Here is an 18,682-nt window from a genome sequence, read left to right as displayed (position 1 = left end):
CTAAACTACCATGACTCAGAACAACCCCAACTTTAAAGCTGCGGAAGTCGGTGCATCTTTCCAAAATACGCTAGTAAAATTTAAGAGCTTACTGGAGCAGGGAAATACATCGGAACTAACAGCTATCCGCCAAAAAGTGGACGATGAATTAAAAGAGTATCAAGAGCAGGGGATTCTCGGCGTAGCTTTTGTGGGGCAGTACAGTGCAGGTAAATCAACCATCATTTCTGGCATGACAGGACAGCGCGATATCCGTATTGATGCTGATATTGCTACTGATAAAACTACCAATTATGACTGGAACGGCATCAAGCTAATTGATACGCCTGGACTTTTTACAGACCGCGAAGATCACGATGAGATTACTTATGAGGCGATCAACAAATCAGACTTGCTGGTTTTCTGCCTCACCTATATGCTCTTTGACTCACTGACAGCAGAGAATTTCAAGAAGTTAGCCTATGAAAAAGGCTACCGCTGGAAAATGATGCTGATTATCAATAAAATGTCTGATGAAGCAGGAGAAGAGGAGCAAAAGATGGCCAACTACCGCACAAGTCTTGCCGAGGCACTGAAGCCTTACAGTCTTGATGAATTTCCTATCAGCTTTATTGATGCAAAAGACTACTGTGAAGGCATTGACGGCAAAGATGATTTTCTGACGGAAATCAGCCGTTTTTCAACTTTTATTGATGCTCTCAATCAGTTTGTAGAGCGTCGTGGCTCCCTTGCTCGTTTTGATACACCTGTCCGAATTGCTCTAAGCTGCGTTGATGAGGCTCAGTTGAGCTTTACTCGCAACTCTAGCGAAGATTCTGCTTTTTTTGAAGTGCTGACACGGTTATCTCGCACAGTGCGTAAAGAGCGCGATCGCCTGCGAACTAAAGTTAAAAATATAGCCCTTGAGATGTCATCAGGAGTTGCTAGCGAAGGTAACACTCTTGCCGCAGCAGTAGGTAGCGATCAGAACTTTGAAAGGCTTCATAAACAAGCTGAACTGAATGTACAGAAGCACTATGAGAAAGCAGAAACCAAACTGCAAGAAGCTCTTAATGTAGCAGTTGAAGATATCCCGCAGGAGGTGGAAAAAGTGCTAGAAGGTGATCTAGTCAAGAGTTTTGTTGCTTGCCTAGATAAAAATCAAAATATATCAGCCCAAAATCTCGGGGCTGGTATGGATATGGAGCGATTAAAAAGCCAAGTTAACTTGCTTAAAGGCATCGGTGAGACGGCCGGGGTGAAGCTGACCACTTTGGCATCGAGGAGTTTTGCAAAAACCGCTGCTGAACAAGGATTTCTACGTTCTATAGATGTAGCAGGAAGCGGTCTACATCAAGGTGTTGTGGCTGTGGGAAAATTTGTCGGCTTTAAGTTTAAGCCTTGGCAGGCGGTTGGTATGGCCAAAAACATCGGCAATGCTGCTAAATTCCTGGGGCCGGCTCTAGCACTTGTTTCGGTAGGAGTAGATATTTTACAAATGCGACAAGAACATGAGCGAGAAAGGCAAATGTCTGATGTTCGTCGCGATATTACGAGTCAATTTCAATCAACAGCACAAGACTTGGAAAATCAAATTGAAATACAGCTATTTGAATTTGAGCAACAGGTTTACGGAGAGATTGAGAAGAAAATTGCAGCCGCTCGCCAGAAGGAAGAGGAAGTGATTTATGCTTCTAATACTTGGGTAAAACAATTGGCAGAAATCCGTAAGGATTTTGACACGATTATCCAGTACATCACCAATGCAACAGTTAATCCGAATACTTGAATCTGATAAAGAGCGATCGCCCTTACGTCCCAACTTGTCACAAAGTGCGATCGCCCCTTCAACTTGCATCATTCAAACTAACTCCGACACTCTCAGCCGCCCTTCTACGGGTTCATACTCATCCTCTAACAGCCAATACTGCGCCTCATCATAACTCTGACTAGAAAACACAACTTTATAACCCTCAGCCGGATCGTATATCCGACAATTTCCCTCAGCGTCACTTAGTAACAAAAGCAGATAAGGCGGTGAAAGAGTTGGATCGATCCATACCTCTGTGAATTCCCAGTTATTCTTCACTAAATCGGCTTCGAGGCGTAACGTGGTATCGGTTTTCTGCATCAACTTTTATCTCTCCGTAATAAAGTAAAAGACGGCTACCATCCGGGTCAACTCTATAACCTATTGATTCAGCAAAAAACATACCATAACGATCGTAGCCCCGAATCGTACCTGTAAATTCTCCATCTTCTATTATGGCTTGAGCTACCTGATTCATAGTAGCCTCATCGTTAAAAATATGAGCAGCACGTCCTTTATTAAGCAGTCTTCTCATTTGTGGCGTGTCTGGCAAGTGTTTAGCAATGTGCCTGCTGTCAAGGGTGATTTGGCGATTAATTCCACTCATTAATTAATTACTGAGCATACCAGTATGATTAATTAAATCATGCGATCGCCCTTACGTCCCAAATTGTCAAAAAGCGCGTAGGCGTAACCAGCCGCAGGCAATGGGCGCACCATCGCTATGTCTGTAGCAAATCCCCATCAGTCAAAAGTTGATACTAGAAAACATCGCTCTAAAAAATACTTGACAGTGAAAATCTAGCGGTGTAGTATATAAGTAGTGCATACAATTAAAAACATGAGACTAAAAAGTTGGGAGTCTCCTCGCAGCGAGGGTAGAAACTCCAAAGGTAAAGGCGGCTCAGCCAGGGCTCGGCAACTCAAAAAGCAACAGCAAACTCTGCGAAAACAGTTAAAAGCTCAACACGATCGACAAAACTACCAACAAAACCACCAACAAAACCATCAAGGGAAGGAAACCGATAATTCCTTCCCTTCTTTTTTTGTATCTTTCCGCTGCTCAATCCCGCTGAATGTTCGGACAAATCGTGCGAGTAATGCTCGCCTGGGAGGGTTGCTCTTGCCAGCAGTTGAGAATGCCTTGCAACTCGCTCTTCAAAGTTTCTAAGGCTGCAATTTGCACGGAAATTTCCTCTACCTTAGCCGTGAGATGCTGCTTCGCTTCAGAGCAAGGCAACTCCCCCCGATCGCGAACTTGTAAAATATCCTTAATCTCCTGAAGGCTCAAACCCAGAGTCTGAGATCGTTTAATAAACGCCAACCTGTTAAATACCGTTTCGCCAAATAAGCGATAACCAGCGGGCGAGCGCTTTACCGCAGGAGACAGCAAGCCCATCTCCTCATAGTAACGAACAGTTTTCACCGACAAACCACTACAGGCAGCTACAGAGCCAATTTTGTACAGTTTCTCGGCAACAGAAATATTCATAAACCAAGCATCCAAGATCGAAAGACTTTCTTGCCCTATCTTTGAGTGCCTCAGATCCAGAGAGTCGATCGGCACCTCGCCCAGTCACCATTGCCCGGTAATCTTAATAAGGAGGATTTTTTTTAGACACATTAAGCACGGGCAACTGAGGTCTAGAAGACTGAGGAGGAAGATAGTATTCAGGAGCAGGTGCGGGTTGTTCGGCTCCAGAGCGGTAAAATTGCCACCAGCGGAGAGCCATCGCCACCCCAGCAGTGCCCAGCCCAAAAGCCAATAAAGAGCCACTGGCACCGATGCTGCCGATGGCTGCATCGACAACGCCCACTGTCACAACAAAGCTGGTAATTGGCTCTTTACGGTAAGCTGACCTCAAAAGTCGCGTCCACGAAGCATTCATTTGGTTTTACTCTGTTCTATATTTATTTACAATCTCTAAAACTTAGAGTTGGCGGAACGATCGGGATTTCTAGCTCAAAGACTAGCTTCACCTCAATTAATCTTCTCGCCTGTGGGGAATTGTACGGGAGCGAGGCAAAATTGCCAAGCTAGTCAAATCAAAATTCCACCCCATATACACCTCCAAAAGCCAGCTATTGCATTCGGGAACAGATCTCTCTCGACAGAGAAGTCGATCGGCTTGTTTGTAATTAATATTTTAATCAATTCCCGAATTTGTCGCGGTCAGCAGAACTAACACCCGCTGCCGTTCGAGTCAAGACAAAGTGTAAGGCTGACCGCGCCATTGCTAAAATTAGTTGAGACCTAACCAGGACAGCAAGCCCTGGCCTGTGACATACTCGATAATTAAAGTTAGAGAAAAACCGATCATCGCGGCTCGACCGTTAAGGCGTTCCGCGTAGCTGTTGAAGCCAAACTTTGGCTGTTCCAGTTTGGGAGAGACGGTGGGTTGTAGTTGTGTCATTGCTGTGGGTACCTGGCGATCGACGCTATTCAAATGTGAAATCCAATGTTAGTTACAAATCTTAAACATTGCTACTTCTATTATAAAGAGGGTTAACCGCCGTCAACCGTCCCCGAAGAGAAAAAACTGCCGCCAACTAATGCCAATTAATTATACCCGCTCAAAATATGACTAATCAGTTAGATAACGATAAGCTTCCTGTCGCGGTACAGCGAGTAGCCTTTGCCCTTCGTACAACAGGCTGGGTTTGCTTCTGGGTACAGGTAGTGCTAGGGGTGGTAGCGGCGATCATTTTGCTCTTTGCCATCCCCTTCGCCATCCCCCGCGGTACCGCCGCTGCGGGTTCAACCAGTGCCGGCACCGGCGGGGGCGTATTTTTTGCCATTTGCGGGCTGGCCGTACTCGCTTACAGCGTATATCGCTCTTTCCGCTTCACCCGCTTGTCGAGACAACTGCGATCGCCCGCTAACGCTGTCCGTCCCAAAAAAGCAGACACCATCAAAGAAGTGCGGCTGGCACTTTGGAGCAACTTATCGGGAATGGTGCTGACGCTGATCGGCGCAGAAGCCATCAGCGGCACTCTCTTAGCCAAATCTCTAGCTCAGCCGCAAGCCTTGTTCGGTGCCGCAGTTGATGTGGGCCGATTTATTCAGCCCCTAGATATATTTGTGGTACTCGCCAATACTCACGCCACTGTTGCCCATTTTGTCGGGATTTTCGGGGCTCTTTTTTTGCTCGATCGCATCCACAAGCAATAGACAATCAATAAGTGGGAATTGCACCTCTCCCACTCTCCCACTCCCTCACTATCTCACTCTCCCTCACTCTCCCACTCTCCCCCAACCGACATCCGGAATCACTGCCAACGTGTCGAAGAACGTACTCAGATACCTTCTACGAAGACAAAATGAATATCATGGCACTGAAACCAGAGGCTTATTTTGGGGTGACAGATCACCCAACTATTGAAATTTCTCAAGAAAGTTTTCGTTCTGTCCTGGGTCAAATAGAAGCTGAACTCCTGTGTAGCGACACCTATAGCCACGCTCTAGCTAGCTTGCAAACAATGTTGGGCGAAGCAGCTTCCGCTGCCGAAATTTTAATTAGAGCAGTTAGCAGAGAAGCCGTCAAGCTCGCATTTGACCGATTTCCCAAACAAAACAAAATTGAACCGCAAGTAGCCCAAGAGAGTTTTACTGCTTTAAGTCCCGCCATTGAGACGGTGACAGAAATTAAAGAATTGGAGCCACCAGTAGCTGTTCCTGTCTTCTATTGGCGCAGCGCTAGTGTGGAAGCCCCCCCCCAAATCGAGTCCGACACAGAAAATTCCGATCGAGACACTAACACTTCCGAAGACAGCAAACAGGCGCCCCAAGACGACATTAAAGTCGAGTCGGCTCCACCTGCAACTGTCACCGTCCCCGGAAAATCCTTCCCAGGGTTCGGTTTTCCCAAGAAGCCGAAAAAACTCACCAAGGAAGAAGAAGCAGCTTTAGCCGTTCAACAGCGACAAGAGTGCCTGCGGGAGTTGGGTAGAGAATTGCGTAAGGGACGGCAAATTCGCTCCCTATCCCTGCAGCAACTCCACAGTCAAACTCTCGTGCCGCTGCATCACATCGAATCGATCGAAAATGGGGAAATCGACAAACTGCCCCAAGATATTTACGTTAGAGGTTTTATCCGCAGACTCGGCGACGCCTTGGGACTAGACGGCAGCGCTATGGCGAATGCTTTGCCCAAACCCGCTCCGAGTCCAATTCCCAGTATGAATGTGTCTGTTTCTGATTCCGACTCAAGCGAAGGCTTTCAAATGCGTCCGGTGCATTTGTACATCGGCTACACCGCTTTGATGGCTGGGGCTGTAGGGGGTTTGGGTTGGCTGTCGCAGCAACCCGTGGTGCCAGGAGCACAGGCAGTACCTCCAACGCAGGTGACACCGCCAGCCTCAGTTGCACCGGCTCAGAAGACCCCAGAAAAAGCACCTCAACCGGGCTTGAAGAAGTCTAGCAACGGGGCATTGATGATGGGGGCTGACATGGCGCCGCCGGAGGTGATTTTTGGTTAGTGTGTGTCGGGCGAGCGATCGTCCGACAACTCTCTTGGCGCAGGTGAACTCGCAAACCCGGTTTCCGAGTTCACCTACATACGGATACTTGCTTGAAGAAATGAGTCCTGGAGAGCAATCACGGTTGAGATTTTAGTTCAATCCCCGATTTTCATCCATCTGTGGAGTCAATTCTAAAATCTTTAATCTAAAAATCTAAAATCTAAAATCTAAAATCTAAAATCGCCGGGCCGTGTACCCAAAGTGATTTTTCTACTGCATCAGGAAACCCGATATGTGCGATAAACTATCTATTTGACCACTCCTCAAAGAGGTTTCCGATAAGATGAGTTCCCCAGCCACCGCTGCTTTCTCCGATCTCGATCCCCTATCGACTCACTCGCCAACAGTCACGAGTTTGGCCGCACCAGACAGTGCTTTGGTAACGGCGGCTCAACTGCCACAAAAATCTTGGACAATAGAAGATAGTGAGAAACTCTACCGCATTCAAGGTTGGGGCGAACCGTATTTTTCGATCAATGCAGCCGGTCACGTTACAGTTTCTCCCAAGGGCGATCGCGGCGGTTCCCTCGACTTGTGCGAACTGGTAGAATCCCTGAAACAGCGAAATTTGGCTTTGCCCCTGCTGATTCGATTTTCTGATATTTTGGAAGACCGGATCGAGCGCTTAAATTCGTGTTTTGCCAGAGCGATCGCTCGGTACAATTACAAAAATGTCTATCGCGGTGTCTTTCCAGTTAAATGCAACCAGCACCGACAATTAATTGAAGATTTGGTGCGTTTCGGTCAACCCCATCACTTCGGGCTCGAAGCCGGCTCCAAACCGGAATTAATGATAGCTTTGGCGACCTTAAAAAACCCAGGCGCTTTGTTAATTTGTAATGGTTACAAAGACCGCGAATACATCGAAACTGCTATTTTGGCGCAGCGGCTAGGGCAAACTTCCGTAATTGTACTGGAGCAAATAGAGGAAGTAGAACTCGCAATTGTCGCGAGCAAAGCATTAGGAATTAAACCGATTTTGGGAGTGCGAGCAAAACTCACTACCAAAGGCGTTGGCCGCTGGGGAGGTTCCACGGGCGATCGGGCAAAATTTGGCTTGACAATTCCTGAAATTATCCGTGCAGTCGGCGAACTAGAAAAAGCTGGAATGCTCGATTGTTTGCAGTTATTGCACTTCCACATCGGCTCTCAAATTTCCTCAATTAGTGTCATCAAAGATGCCATTCGAGAAGCCAGCCACATTTATGTAGAATTAGCTAAATTGGGAGCTAATATGAACTACTTGGACGTAGGCGGTGGACTCGGCGTTGACTACGACGGGTCTAAAACAAACTTCCACGCTTCCAAAAACTACAATATGCAAAACTACGCTAACGACGTAGTAGCGGGAGTGAAAGATGCCTGCGACGAGCGCAAAATCCCGGTTCCAATTATCATTAGCGAAAGCGGGCGGGCGATCGCTTCTCACCAATCAGTGTTAGTTTTTGACGTACTCGGTACTAGCGATGTCCCCAGAGAAGTACCAGAACCAGTAGATGAAAACGCGCACCAAATTCCGCGCAATCTCTACGAAATTTACCAATCTATCAGTCCCGAAAATTACCAAGAAGTTTATCACGATGCTATCCAATTCAAGGAAGAAGCAGTCAGTTTATTTAACTTAGGCTATTTGGGAATGGCGGAACGGGCGAAAACCGAACAGTTGTACTGGGCTTGCTGCGATAAAATACAGGCGATCGCGCGGCAAAAACAATATGTATCGGAGGATTTGGAAGACCTAGAAAAGGTGATGGCGTCCATTTATTACATCAACTTATCTGTTTTCCAGTCAGTACCGGACAGTTGGGCAATTAACCAATTGTTCCCTATTATGCCAATTAACCGACTCGAAGAAGAACCAACTCAGCGCGGTATTTTAGCCGATATCACCTGCGACAGCGACGGCAAAATCGACCAATTTATTGATTTGCGAGATGTGAAGTCGGTTTTGGAACTGCATACTCTCAAACCTGGAGAACCTTACTATTTGGCGCTATTTTTGGGAGGTGCTTATCAAGAAATTATGGGCAACCTTCACAACTTATTCGGCGATGCTAATGCAGTTCACATTCAGCTAACACCTTCTGGCTATCATATCGAACACGTTGTGAAAGGAGACACTATGAAAGAAGTCCTCAGCTACGTACAGTACGATTCAGAAAATTTGGTTGAAAGCATCCGCCGTCAGACAGAAGCAGCTTTGCAGCAAAATAAAATTACTCTTTCCGAGGCCCAACTTTTGCTGCAAAATTACGAGCGGAGTCTCAGCCAATATACTTATCTTCAGTCTTAAAATGTAGGGTGGAACCTAAGCACATTACCAGAATTAAAAGCTGAGATCATCAATGTAAAAGTAGGGTGCGCCTAGCGCACCTTACCTTGAGCCATTACCAATTATTCAGGACGGAGAATTTCTGCGATCGCCCGCCGCTCCTCTCCGTCTTGAGTCGGTAAAACTTGGCGAGCGTCAGTAATCAGCCAATCGAGAGCCGCCGCTTGCAAATCGATCGCAGCCCCGGTTTTATCAACGCAGTAGCGCCCGAACACCAGTTTGTCAACCAACCGCACCTCCGGGCCCAAACGGGAATACTCAAAAATCACGCTGTTTTCCACAGTGGCGCCACTGCAAAGCCAACAATTTGGGCCGATCATTGTCGGGCCGATAATTGTTGCTCCATCCTCAATGATCGTCATCCCGCCAATGTAAACAGGCCCAGTAATATCAACCTTATCCCAGTTAACAGCTACATTCAAACCAGCGTAAATGCCGGGGCGGACTTCAATTCCTGGAATAGAAACATTTTTAACTTGTCCCAGGAGCACGCTCTGAATTGCCCGCCAATAGTCAGGAACTTTGCCGATATCCACCCACTCAAAGTCCATGCTAATCCCGTAAAAAGGCGCGCCTGCTGCTACTAGCGCGGGGAATAACTGCGAACCGATATCGTATTCCTCGCCCGAAGGGATGTAATCGAATATTTCCGGTTCAAAAATATAAATACCAGTGTTAATGTCGGTACTCAGAGCTTCCTCTACAGAAGGTTTTTCTTGGAAAGCTTTTATTTTGCCAGACTCGTCTGTTACCACCACTCCGTAACTGGGAACCTCCTCGCGGGGAACCGATTTCATAACAATAGTAGCGATCGCCCCTTTTTCGCGGTGCCACTTCACAGCAGCAGTCAAGTCCAAGTCAATCAAAGCGTCGCCGCACAGCACCACAAAAGTATCGTCAAAAAACGGCGAGAAGTCCTGAATTCGTTTCATGCCACCAGCCGAACCGAGAGCCTCTCCAATCATTTCTCCATCCTCAATCCGCCCTTCAAAAGAATAGGCAATTTGTACCCCAAACTTTTGACCGTCGCGGAAGTAGTTTTCAATCACGTCTGCCAGGTGGGAAACATTGACCATAATTTCGTCAAATCCGTGCTGGCGGAGCAATTCGACCAAAAACTCCATCACTGGCTTTTGCAGGATGGGAATCATCGGTTTGGGTATTGTCTGAGTAATGGGACGGACGCGAGTGCCTTTACCGGCCGCCAGAATCATCGCTTTCATTATTAACTTCCTCAACCCTCTGTTAATTGATATAAACTCAACAATTAGATGCTAGCGGTTGCGATCGTTGAATCGATCGAGCACAGCAAAATCCTGACCTGTTTATAGGCGACATCGTACCAGGCTATCAATCATTTATTCCGAATTTACCTGGATTTAAGAAACCAGGTATCGGGAATCACCAAGAACTTCACACTCCCGCTCTCCGCATTCGGGACTCAGCAACAGAATGCCATAGAGCGAGATTCTGTCTGGAATCTTAACCGACGCAGTGCCATAGTTATTAGTTTCCCCCGAGAACCTAATACCCTGCAAGCTCAAAGCGCGCGGATTTTCAGGTCTTGGTAAAACTCCTCTTGAAGCAACTCTACTTTAGACTGAGCCGATAGCAGCAACAAGGCCCAAAAAATACCCACGCGGTCATGATTTGGCAAGTGAACTTCCTCAGTCGATACCGGGGGTTCTGGGTTGACAGGAGAGTGCAAATCGTTATGGTGCCAGAGCTCTAGCAATTTGTCCAAGTCCAGCCAACCCTCGTCAATTTCCGGGCCCCGCTGAGCCAGAAACCGTTCGAGTTCACTAGCAGTTTCTACGAGATTTTCTTGGTGAGCTAGCTCAAAGATAGCCTGGGCCGCTTGCGATCGCATTTTTGAGGTAGGGCGACGCCTGGGGGTCACAGTCTGCTCCATTGCTGCTTTCATTAGCTGCAACTGCTCAATCAGTTCTGGGAGAGTCACCGGGCGCTTTTGCGGTAGTTGAGCTACACCGCGACGGCGCAATTGCCGCTCTAAATGCTGCGGCAAGTGTCGCCCGCCTGAGTGTTCTGCGTCTTCTAGCGTCGCCTCGTCGGCCGAGTCGGGATTAGGGGGGGGTTCGGAGAGGACGATACTTTCTGCTTTGAGCAACACCAGCATTGAAGCGTACAAAAACGCTTGGCCGGAGTGGGACAAATCGGAGAAATCCTTACTCTGATCTGCATCGCAGGCGTTCGTAAGCTTGCTCAGACATCGATCGAACACTTCAATTACCTTAACGTCCCAAGGATCAATTTCTCCCCGTTCGGCTAGGTCAATTAAAATTGCGATCCCCTCGGAAATCGTTTCTAAGCCATCTTGGTCTCGGGAAACGGCCATTCGATTTTAGATTTTAGATTTTAGATTTTAGATTTTAGATTTTCCCTCTGAGAAAACGAGAGAGCATATCAAGTTAATTGGCGGTTATTTCAGCAGTTGTGCCCTCAATGGCTGCTATTTCTAAACTTATCGGTTCTGCACTTTCTAACAAAGGTTGTTTGGCTTCTACTTCTGCTTTATAGCGTTCAAGATTTTGTTCTAATTCCTGAATCCGCTGCTCTTTTTCGCGAACTTGGCGGAGCTGTTGGCGCGACGCGAGGGTTCGCTGCATTCTCGACCACAGACTGAACAGCCACGCTAGTGTTGCCCCTAATCCGGTCGCTACAATTAGTTCTACGCACAGCGGAGCTTTAACTTGGACGCCTTGGATAACTTGAATCGCGACGGGCTGTGTATTTTCGATACTGAAAAATACTAGAGCCAAGCAAATCAGAAAGATGAAGAAGAAATTTAGCGCTCGCATTTTCTCTGTTCCTAATTCTCAATTCAGGTTAAGCAAATTCTTGATCATTTGTCAACTGTTTTTTGGCAGATACTGCTAGTTTTTTTGATAAGCTCAAATCTGGTCAATTAACCATAATATCCGGGGAGGGGCGGGTTTATTGGAACTGTGAGAGTTGATTGAAGAGATTGGTTAACCCGCCCCAGCAGGACATATCCTCTTTAGGTTTGACCGATGTTTTGGGGTTTCTTGCCGATTAAGAGTGCTGGCAATATTTGATATTTCAAAGCAATGCCCGCAGCCACAAATAAGGCAATAATCAGCGCCCCAATTCCTACGGGACTGGGAATCCAGAATATCGCCTCCAAATAGTTAACTTCTCCGGGTTTGAGCTTCCAAACTAACTGTTTTCCTTGCTGATAGGTTTCGGGAACCAGCGCACCGGCGACTGTTTCAATACTTTTTGCGCCCCAAGGCGTGTTCAAGCTAAAGTCTAGCTCCAAAAGTCCCCCCGGACTCAGCAGCAGACTGCCATTAGAAGAAAGCAGTGAAAGAGAGCGCAAATCCAATTCCAAACTCAACCGATTTCGCAGCACCAATAACAAATTATTCTGCTTGACACTAAGGTGAGATTCAAACTTCGGCAAATCTGTTTCTAGCGGACTTGCGGTCCGATATTTTGTGGTTGGTGCGATCGGATTGTAAAATTGGTTGAACTTGTCTTGCAACTCTGCTCCATTATTGAAAGGAATCCTCACTAGAACTTCTGTGGGGGAAAGCCGTTTAGTTTTTCCGTCCAGCAACCTCACCCGGCTTTCTACGCTTTTCAACCATTCTGCAACAGTTTCGCTGCTGAAGCTCGTCAACCTTTCCCCCAGTTTAATGTGCTGCACGATTTCGCCACGAGTTTGACTCTCAAAGTTAACCCCGACATCGTACTGAACGCATCCAGTCACTAGAGTTAAAAGGCAAAAAACCAAAGGTAAAAGAAAGAAAAAGTGCTTTTTCTTCTTCCGAGTTCCATCCTTGACATTTTGCTCTTTCATTGTACCTTTTTCCCTGTTTTTCCCTATTTGCATGAATTAGCAAAGCGTTGAATTTGCGGCAGTATTTATGTCTTTTTATTTCCACGTCTGGACTTGCGAACTGCATACCATAAACGCGGTTTATGGGCTAGCGAAGGGCAGTTTCACAGATGCTTTGTGGCAGAAACCGGGTTTTTTTGATGTGAGTGCTAAGATTTTTCTAGCAACAGTATCAGCGTCACCTGGAATTAACCGCACTGAACTTATTGCCTCGAAGCTACACCCAACTGTTGAAACAGCATACTCGGCAAATAGGCTGCACCGCCTACCCATTCGGCTTCGCTACTCAAATCTGCCAAATTTTTAAACGCTTCAAAAATGCTGCCTGCCACCATTGTATTCTTGACGCGACCCACAATTTTGCCTTTTTCTACTTTATAGCCTAAGTCCAAATTGACAGAAAATTCGCCAGCTAACTGATTGGACTGACCGGCACCTAAAACCTGCTCTACTATTAGACCTTCGTCCATGCTAGCAATCAAGTCTTGAGTGGCGGTATTTCCGGGGGAAATGCAAAAGTTAGTCAAATCAGGGCCTGGGCGAGACAATCCGCCACGAAAACCGTTGCCGGTTGATTGTACACCGGCGCGAGCTGCCCACCTGCGATCCCAATAAAATCCGGTGACAGTACCTTTGTCTATCAAGATTTTGCGGGTGGTGGGTGTACCTTCGTCGTCAAAGGGACAAGCAGAAGGGCCTAAAGTGGGGTCTTCAAAAAAGGTAAAGCGTTCGTCAAATAAGGTTTCGCCGATTTTGTCCGCTAGGGGAGAGGCTTTTTGAACTACTGCTTGACCTGAAAGGATGGTATCAAAGAGGCCGCCGAGGGTGCTAGCGGCGGCTCTGGGGGTAAATAATACTGGGTAGGAACCGCTGGTGATGGTGGCTGAATGTTCGGCGAGGCGGTATTTTTCGAGGAGTGATTCGAGGATGCTGTTGGTGTCCAGGGGACGATCGCGCGCAACGTCGTAACTGTATGCTTGCATAAAGTCTTCTCCCTTGACCAAATTTCCCGAGATCGAGCCGCTGACTATTTGGCTGCTTCTTTCGGCATACAGGTCTTGCGTGGTGGCAATTTTCACTTTGCCGCTGCGGACGTGAAAGCCGACATCTACCATAATATCGGGATTGTAGGCGTGAACTTGTTCGATCAGGTTTTTGCCGTTTTCGACTAATTCTTGAGTTGTGGGGGGAGTGTAGGTGGTTTCCGGGCCTTTTAGGTGGAAGTTGGAGGCGAGTTCAAATTCTGCGGGGTCGCCGATTTCGGCTGTTTGAATCGCTGCATCTACTAAATCCTCTATCCGCGTTAAATCTGTAGAACTAGCAAAACCGATTTTGCCTTGGTAAATCAGCCGGAGTGCTACGCCTTGCAGTGCTTTGGTTTGTAGGGATTTGAGGCGATTGTTTTCAAATTCGATGGGGGTGTCTTGACTCGACAGGTAGTATACCTCAGCCGCATCGGCGCGCTGAGAGGCCAATTTCAAAATCTGGTCTACGGTTGAATCGCTCACAATAATCGCCTTTCTGGTTTTGTCTTTTTTTTATTTTAGCAATTATCGCTATTCAACATCTGACTCCTGCCTCATGCTCGATAATTAATCCGTGTATCCGTGTCAAAATCAGTGTCGTTTCTTACTTCTTCCTTCTCCTATAATTGTAATTCACACTGTTTAAAAACATAGTTAACGGCTGCAAACAGTCGCTCTAAGTCCTGAATTGTATATAAAAATTTATTTTGAGTAAACATTTCTAATGTGAGCTTGCCAAACTGCCAAATTGCCCCATTAGAAACAATACCAAAGATAGTTTGTTCGGGTTCATTGTTAAGTCGCTGCACGGCGATCATTTCTGCCCAACACTGTCCCCATTCTTCATCAAATGCGCTCTCTTTCTTGGCTTCAACTAATATGAAATAGGGCTTGTCAAAAACTACTGTGCCGAGGGGGGAGCGCTTCGCCAATATATAATCTGGAATTCCTGACAGATTCTCATTATAGACTAAGGTTTGGTGACTCCAGAGGAGAAAATTACTGCGATAATTTTTCCAAACTTCTTTTAATACAGGATAAATTATATTTTCACAAATGGCGATTTCCGAGTTGTCAAATACTCCGTCATTGAAAATCAATTCTAATTCATTCCGAAAAACCTCGCTGACTGCAAATTCTGTTTCGACACTGAAATTATCCCGTCGGTAATTAATTTGGAATTCTTTGGCGACCGCGCTGATACTTTTATAATTGCTAAAAGGCATTGCTTAACTTCTCTCAGTAGGGGTGAGGTGCGCCGAGGCGCACCCTAGAGATAGAGTTGGTGCGAATGAAAAAATGATTAATAACTAATAAATAATCCGCCTAAAATTAGCCCGATCGCAATTAACGCCACCCAGATAAACCTATTATCTTTCGTATTAACCTGACTCAAATCTACAGGCTCTGGTACGACTGGCTTGGGTTTAGCGTACTTGATATCAGCGTTTGGATTAGCTTGAAAACTGATTGATTGATTTTCATCTAAAGCTGCCAAATCAGGGATTTTCACCATCCATTCAGGAGGGATAGTGAGTTTGGGAGCTTCGAGAATGAACAGCAAGCGCTTTGCTTGCTGGCGAGTTTCTTGGCGGGGATGGCGGGTGAGCGCACGGCAAAGCTCGATCGCCCTTTCTGTATTGCCAGAGGCTTCGTAGGCTGTCACTAACCACATCTGCACCTCACCGCCCAACCGGGAATTTCGATCGACTAAACCGGTAGCTGTTTCTAAACTCTGCACAGCTTGAGCATACCGGCCACTCTCAAAAGCTACTTGCCCAGCTTGGTACTCAGTTTGAACAATTTCTAACTTTTCTGGAGTCACGAGCACCCACCCAATTCACAAATATTAATTCCCAAATTCCCCAAACGCTAGAATTCGCTGTTGTGTTGCGACATACCGGACTCGTTGTCGCGTTTGGAACCCAGCAAATCTAAATGGTCTACTTTAATTACCGGCTTCGAGCGATTTGAACCCGTATTGCGGTCTTGCCAGCGATCGAACTTCAAAGAGCCTGTTACGCCAATTAGAGAGCCTTTGCGAACGTAGTCAGCCGCAATCTGCGCTGTTTTGCCCCAGATTTCCAGATTGAACCAGTCTGGTTGATCGCTGTTCTTGGTTCTGCGATTCACTGCCAGCGTCAAACTACACTTAACTGTACCCGACTCAAAATACTTAACGTCCGGGTCGCCGCCGACGCGGCCTACTAAAGTCACAACATTAAGACTCATAAACTTTTTTGGGAATGTGGTCGATCGGTGATGTAGTTAAACAGTCCACACGCGCATTAGCCTCCAAACTGAACTTGGAACAACGCTTGTGAGGCTTCATCCTGATTGTACACCCAGTTAGCAGAACATATTGATAGTGGATGATTGGCAAGTCTGCGCTCAACCTGAGCTCGACAATGTACATTTCTGACTAGACTCAGGATGAAAAACGTAATAGAATCCACCTCGGTTACACTTTTGTAACAACATTATTGCACACAATAGTATTTTAGTTTTTGGGGGGGGTACGAATCAGTGGGTCTTCTCAATCGATTTTCGTTATCTAGAGATATGGGTATCGACCTCGGTACTGCTAACACGCTCGTTTATGTATCGGGCAAAGGTATTGTTCTGCAGGAACCTTCTGTAGTGGCGATCGACCAAGATTTAAAAATACCGCTGGCTGTTGGAGAAGAAGCCAAAAAAATGCTCGGGCGCACGCCAGGGAATGTCATAGCACTGCGCCCGCTTCGCGACGGGGTAATTGCAGACTTCGATACGGCGGAACTGATGCTCAAGACTTTTATCCGCAGAGTTCACGAAGGCCGAAGCTTAGTTTCGCCGCGGATAATTATTGGCATCCCCAGCGGTGTCACCGGAGTAGAGAGGCGTGCTGTCATTGAGGCGGCGACTCAGGCCGGTGCTAGAGAAGTACGGTTAATTGATGAACCCATCGCTGCGGCGATCGGGGCTGGACTGCCTGTTGCTGAGGCGACTGGCAATATGATTATAGATATAGGCGGAGGTACGACGGAAGTTGCGGTTTTGAGTTTGCAAGGTACGGTGATCAGTGAGTCTGTGCGGGTAGCCGGCGACGAACTCAATGAGGCGATCGTCCAATACATGAAAAAAGTTCACAATTTGGTCATCGGCGAACGCACTGCTGAAGAAATTAAGATTCAGGTGGGTTCTGCATATCCAACTCCAGAGGATGACGATGTAATGATGGAAGTGCGGGGCTTGCACTTACTGTCTGGTTTGCCGCGAACTGTTACTATCAAAGGCCCAGAAATTCGCGAAAGTATGTCGGAACCGCTTTCAGTAATTGTGGAAGCTGTCAAGCGTACTTTGGAACGCACCCCCCCGGAATTAGCAGCAGATATTATTGACAGGGGAATTATGCTGGCTGGTGGTGGCGCGCTGATGAAAGGTTTAGATACTCTGATCAGTCACGAAACAGGAATTGTCACTCACGTGGCAGCCGATCCGCTGTGCTGCGTGGTTTTGGGAACTGGTAGGGTATTGGAAAACAAACAGTTGGAACGGGTTTTCAGCGGGCAGTCGTCGCGTAATATGTAGTTAACAAATTTGGGATTGTGGATTTAGAAATACGGCTGCAATCTCAAATCTAAAATCCTGACTTAACAATTTTAGATTAGTGAAATTATGCTAAAAAATACATTCCGAAAGTGGTGGGATCTGCGGCTGCAAATTGCTCTTCTAGGTTTAGCTGTAACTGCCGCTTGGGGAGTTCGGCAAACACAAGGTGCGGCAGTATTTGAAGTTTACAATTGGGTGACTCGTCCGTTTCACGCCAACGGCTCTGGGCAAGAGGAACTCATCTCGGCGCGCACTCAAGAATTGCAAGCGCAGCTATTAGAATTAGAAAATCAAAATCAGAAGCTAAAAGAGCTTTTAGGTTACGTTTCGGGTAAGAAACCTCAAGGAATTGTAGCTCCTATTGTCGGTCGCAGCGCGGACCACTGGTGGCAGCAAGTAACCTTGGGGCGCGGCAGTAACGATGGCATCAAAACAGATTTTACTGTGATGGGCCCTGGCGGTTTGGTAGGCCGGGTTGTCAGCGTTACTCCTAATACTAGCTTGGTGCTGTTAGTCAGCGACGCTACGAGTCAATTGGGTGTGGGAATTACCCGCAGTCGCCACATGGGTTTTATGCGCGGGAAAGGCGGAAATAAGGCTGTGATGGAGTTTTTTGAGAATGTTCCCAATGTCAAGCCTGGGGATGTGGTTTCAACTTCTTCTTACAGTCAGTTGTTCCCTCCTGGTTTGCCGGTGGGAAAAGTGGTTTCGGTGGATATGAATAAAACTCCGGCTCCAGAAGCTGTTGTTGAGTTCTCTGCACCAATGAATGCTCTGGAGTGGGCGGTGGTTTACCCCCACTCTAAGCAAGCCGAACCACAGGATTCGCCGAGTCAATCTTCAGCAGCATCTGAGGGAGCACAGCAACAATGAAAGCTTTATCTCGGATGTCTTCGCGATTGCGCCAATTTCTCAACTTCGCAGTTACATTTCTATCTGTGATGCTGTGCATACTGATATTGCCGACTCGGATGCCGGGAATGGAATTGCTGGGAATTGGACCGAACTGGCTGTTAATTTGGTTGGTAGCTTGGAGTATTAAGCGGAAACGTACAGTTTGGGGAGCTGCTAGCATGGGCTTGGTTTTGGGGTTTCTTCAAGATGCGATGACGGCTCCTCATCCCACCCATGCTGTCAGTCTAGTTGTTGTAGGAGTCTTAACAGTTGTTTTGCAAAAAACCTGGTCGATTCCGGTAGATATTGTTGAGAGAGATCCGATCCCGATGGCGCTAATTGTGTTTGGGATGGCGGTGGTAGCGGAAACGGTGATGGGGCTGCAATTTTTTACTATGGGCGATCGGGCTTTACTGGAAATTTGGAGCTATCACCAGCGAGTGGCTTTGTGTTCTGCTATTCTTAGCAGTCTTTGGGCTCCGGTGATTTATTTTCCGCTCAATCGCTTGTGGGAAATGACCAGGAATGTAGAAAAGCCTTAGTCAGCCATTAGTCATCAGTCATTAGTCCTTAGTCATTAGTCCTTAGTCCTTAGTCAACAGTTAACAGTCAACAGTTAACTGTTAACTAATTACTGTTAACTGTAG

Annotated in this window: 20 protein-coding genes; 7 read left to right on the top strand and 13 right to left on the bottom strand. The window is 46.8% G+C overall.

The window, feature by feature from the left end; all coding sequences use genetic code 11:
• Positions 1 to 10 precede the first annotated feature (10 nt).
• Positions 11 to 1,768: a GTPase gene (locus tag QUA71_RS05185; protein ID WP_333282980.1), complete on the top strand. Its 1,758-nt coding sequence runs from the start codon at positions 11 to 13 to the stop codon at positions 1,766 to 1,768.
• A gap of 72 nt (positions 1,769 to 1,840) precedes the next feature.
• Here the strand turns inward: QUA71_RS05185 and QUA71_RS05180 are convergent, their stop codons facing one another.
• The 5 genes from QUA71_RS05180 to QUA71_RS05160 form a co-directional block, all read right to left on the bottom strand.
• Positions 1,841 to 2,068 carry a hypothetical protein gene (locus QUA71_RS05180; RefSeq protein ID WP_445243752.1) on the bottom strand — a complete coding sequence of 76 codons (228 nt, stop codon included), beginning with the start codon at positions 2,066 to 2,068 and terminating at the stop codon, positions 1,841 to 1,843.
• The gene (locus tag QUA71_RS05175) at positions 2,058 to 2,396 is read right to left on the bottom strand and encodes a DUF6972 family protein (protein ID WP_333218586.1); all 339 of its coding nucleotides are present in this window, start codon (positions 2,394 to 2,396) and stop codon (positions 2,058 to 2,060) included. Before QUA71_RS05175 ends, QUA71_RS05180 begins: the two co-directional genes overlap by 11 nt.
• 456 nt (positions 2,397 to 2,852) lie before the next feature.
• A complete protein-coding gene (locus QUA71_RS05170) occupies positions 2,853 to 3,281 on the bottom strand; it encodes a heavy metal-responsive transcriptional regulator (protein ID WP_190663687.1) in 429 nt (142 codons plus the stop codon).
• Positions 3,282 to 3,384: 103 nt separating this feature from the next.
• Positions 3,385 to 3,678, bottom strand: coding sequence for a hypothetical protein (locus tag QUA71_RS05165; protein ID WP_190663686.1), 294 nt, complete (start codon positions 3,676 to 3,678; stop codon positions 3,385 to 3,387).
• A 354-nt stretch (positions 3,679 to 4,032) separates the two neighbouring features.
• Complete coding sequence (locus QUA71_RS05160) at positions 4,033 to 4,203, bottom strand: hypothetical protein (protein ID WP_333282973.1); 171 nt, start codon at positions 4,201 to 4,203, stop codon at positions 4,033 to 4,035.
• A gap of 167 nt (positions 4,204 to 4,370) precedes the next feature.
• On the opposite strand from QUA71_RS05160, the gene QUA71_RS05155 reads away from it, so the two are divergent.
• From QUA71_RS05155 to speA, 3 genes are all read left to right on the top strand, one after another.
• Positions 4,371 to 4,961 (top strand): DUF3611 family protein, encoded by a 591-nt coding sequence (locus QUA71_RS05155; RefSeq protein ID WP_333282971.1) that lies wholly within the window; start codon positions 4,371 to 4,373, stop codon positions 4,959 to 4,961.
• Positions 4,962 to 5,110: 149 nt separating this feature from the next.
• Positions 5,111 to 6,268 (top strand): helix-turn-helix domain-containing protein, encoded by a 1,158-nt coding sequence (locus tag QUA71_RS05150; RefSeq protein ID WP_333282968.1) that lies wholly within the window; start codon positions 5,111 to 5,113, stop codon positions 6,266 to 6,268.
• A 325-nt stretch (positions 6,269 to 6,593) separates the two neighbouring features.
• A complete protein-coding gene (gene speA, locus QUA71_RS05145; RefSeq protein ID WP_333282965.1) occupies positions 6,594 to 8,603 on the top strand; it encodes a biosynthetic arginine decarboxylase in 2,010 nt (669 codons plus the stop codon).
• Between the two features lie 101 nt (positions 8,604 to 8,704).
• Here the strand turns inward: speA and QUA71_RS05140 are convergent, their stop codons facing one another.
• The 8 genes from QUA71_RS05140 to QUA71_RS05105 form a co-directional block, all read right to left on the bottom strand.
• Positions 8,705 to 9,865, bottom strand: coding sequence for an NDP-sugar synthase (locus QUA71_RS05140; RefSeq protein ID WP_333282962.1), 1,161 nt, complete (start codon positions 9,863 to 9,865; stop codon positions 8,705 to 8,707).
• A 317-nt stretch (positions 9,866 to 10,182) separates the two neighbouring features.
• A complete protein-coding gene (locus QUA71_RS05135; protein WP_333282959.1) occupies positions 10,183 to 10,998 on the bottom strand; it encodes a segregation/condensation protein A in 816 nt (271 codons plus the stop codon).
• A gap of 73 nt (positions 10,999 to 11,071) precedes the next feature.
• Positions 11,072 to 11,461 carry a LapA family protein gene (locus QUA71_RS05130; RefSeq protein WP_333218580.1) on the bottom strand — a complete coding sequence of 130 codons (390 nt, stop codon included), beginning with the start codon at positions 11,459 to 11,461 and terminating at the stop codon, positions 11,072 to 11,074.
• Positions 11,462 to 11,661: 200 nt separating this feature from the next.
• The gene (locus QUA71_RS05125; protein WP_333282956.1) at positions 11,662 to 12,486 is read right to left on the bottom strand and encodes a DUF3153 domain-containing protein; all 825 of its coding nucleotides are present in this window, start codon (positions 12,484 to 12,486) and stop codon (positions 11,662 to 11,664) included.
• A 242-nt stretch (positions 12,487 to 12,728) separates the two neighbouring features.
• Positions 12,729 to 14,033, bottom strand: a complete 1,305-nt coding sequence (locus QUA71_RS05120) for a TldD/PmbA family protein (protein ID WP_333282953.1) — start codon at positions 14,031 to 14,033, stop codon at positions 12,729 to 12,731.
• Positions 14,034 to 14,170: 137 nt separating this feature from the next.
• A complete protein-coding gene (locus tag QUA71_RS05115) occupies positions 14,171 to 14,776 on the bottom strand; it encodes a hypothetical protein (RefSeq protein WP_333282950.1) in 606 nt (201 codons plus the stop codon).
• A 77-nt stretch (positions 14,777 to 14,853) separates the two neighbouring features.
• Positions 14,854 to 15,375 (bottom strand): tetratricopeptide repeat protein, encoded by a 522-nt coding sequence (locus QUA71_RS05110; protein ID WP_190663676.1) that lies wholly within the window; start codon positions 15,373 to 15,375, stop codon positions 14,854 to 14,856.
• A gap of 47 nt (positions 15,376 to 15,422) precedes the next feature.
• The gene (locus tag QUA71_RS05105; RefSeq protein ID WP_190663675.1) at positions 15,423 to 15,782 is read right to left on the bottom strand and encodes a single-stranded DNA-binding protein; all 360 of its coding nucleotides are present in this window, start codon (positions 15,780 to 15,782) and stop codon (positions 15,423 to 15,425) included.
• 330 nt (positions 15,783 to 16,112) lie between these two features.
• Between QUA71_RS05105 and QUA71_RS05100 the strand changes: the two genes are divergently transcribed.
• From QUA71_RS05100 to mreD, 3 genes are all read left to right on the top strand, one after another.
• Positions 16,113 to 17,120 (top strand): rod shape-determining protein, encoded by a 1,008-nt coding sequence (locus tag QUA71_RS05100; protein WP_006632285.1) that lies wholly within the window; start codon positions 16,113 to 16,115, stop codon positions 17,118 to 17,120.
• An 87-nt stretch (positions 17,121 to 17,207) separates the two neighbouring features.
• On the top strand, positions 17,208 to 18,014 hold the full coding sequence (mreC, locus tag QUA71_RS05095; RefSeq protein ID WP_333282948.1) for a rod shape-determining protein MreC: 807 nt from the start codon (positions 17,208 to 17,210) through the stop codon (positions 18,012 to 18,014).
• On the top strand, positions 18,011 to 18,577 hold the full coding sequence (mreD, locus tag QUA71_RS05090; protein ID WP_333282945.1) for a rod shape-determining protein MreD: 567 nt from the start codon (positions 18,011 to 18,013) through the stop codon (positions 18,575 to 18,577). The genes mreC and mreD overlap by 4 nt, the downstream gene beginning before the upstream one ends.
• Positions 18,578 to 18,682: the final 105 nt, after the last annotated feature.

Origin of the sequence: Microcoleus sp. MON1_C5, assembly GCF_036701875.1 — a bacterium.
GTDB lineage: Bacteria > Cyanobacteriota > Cyanobacteriia > Cyanobacteriales > Microcoleaceae > Microcoleus.
Note: the sequence above shows the minus strand (reverse complement) of the source record. Positions and strands in the feature narration are given on the sequence as shown.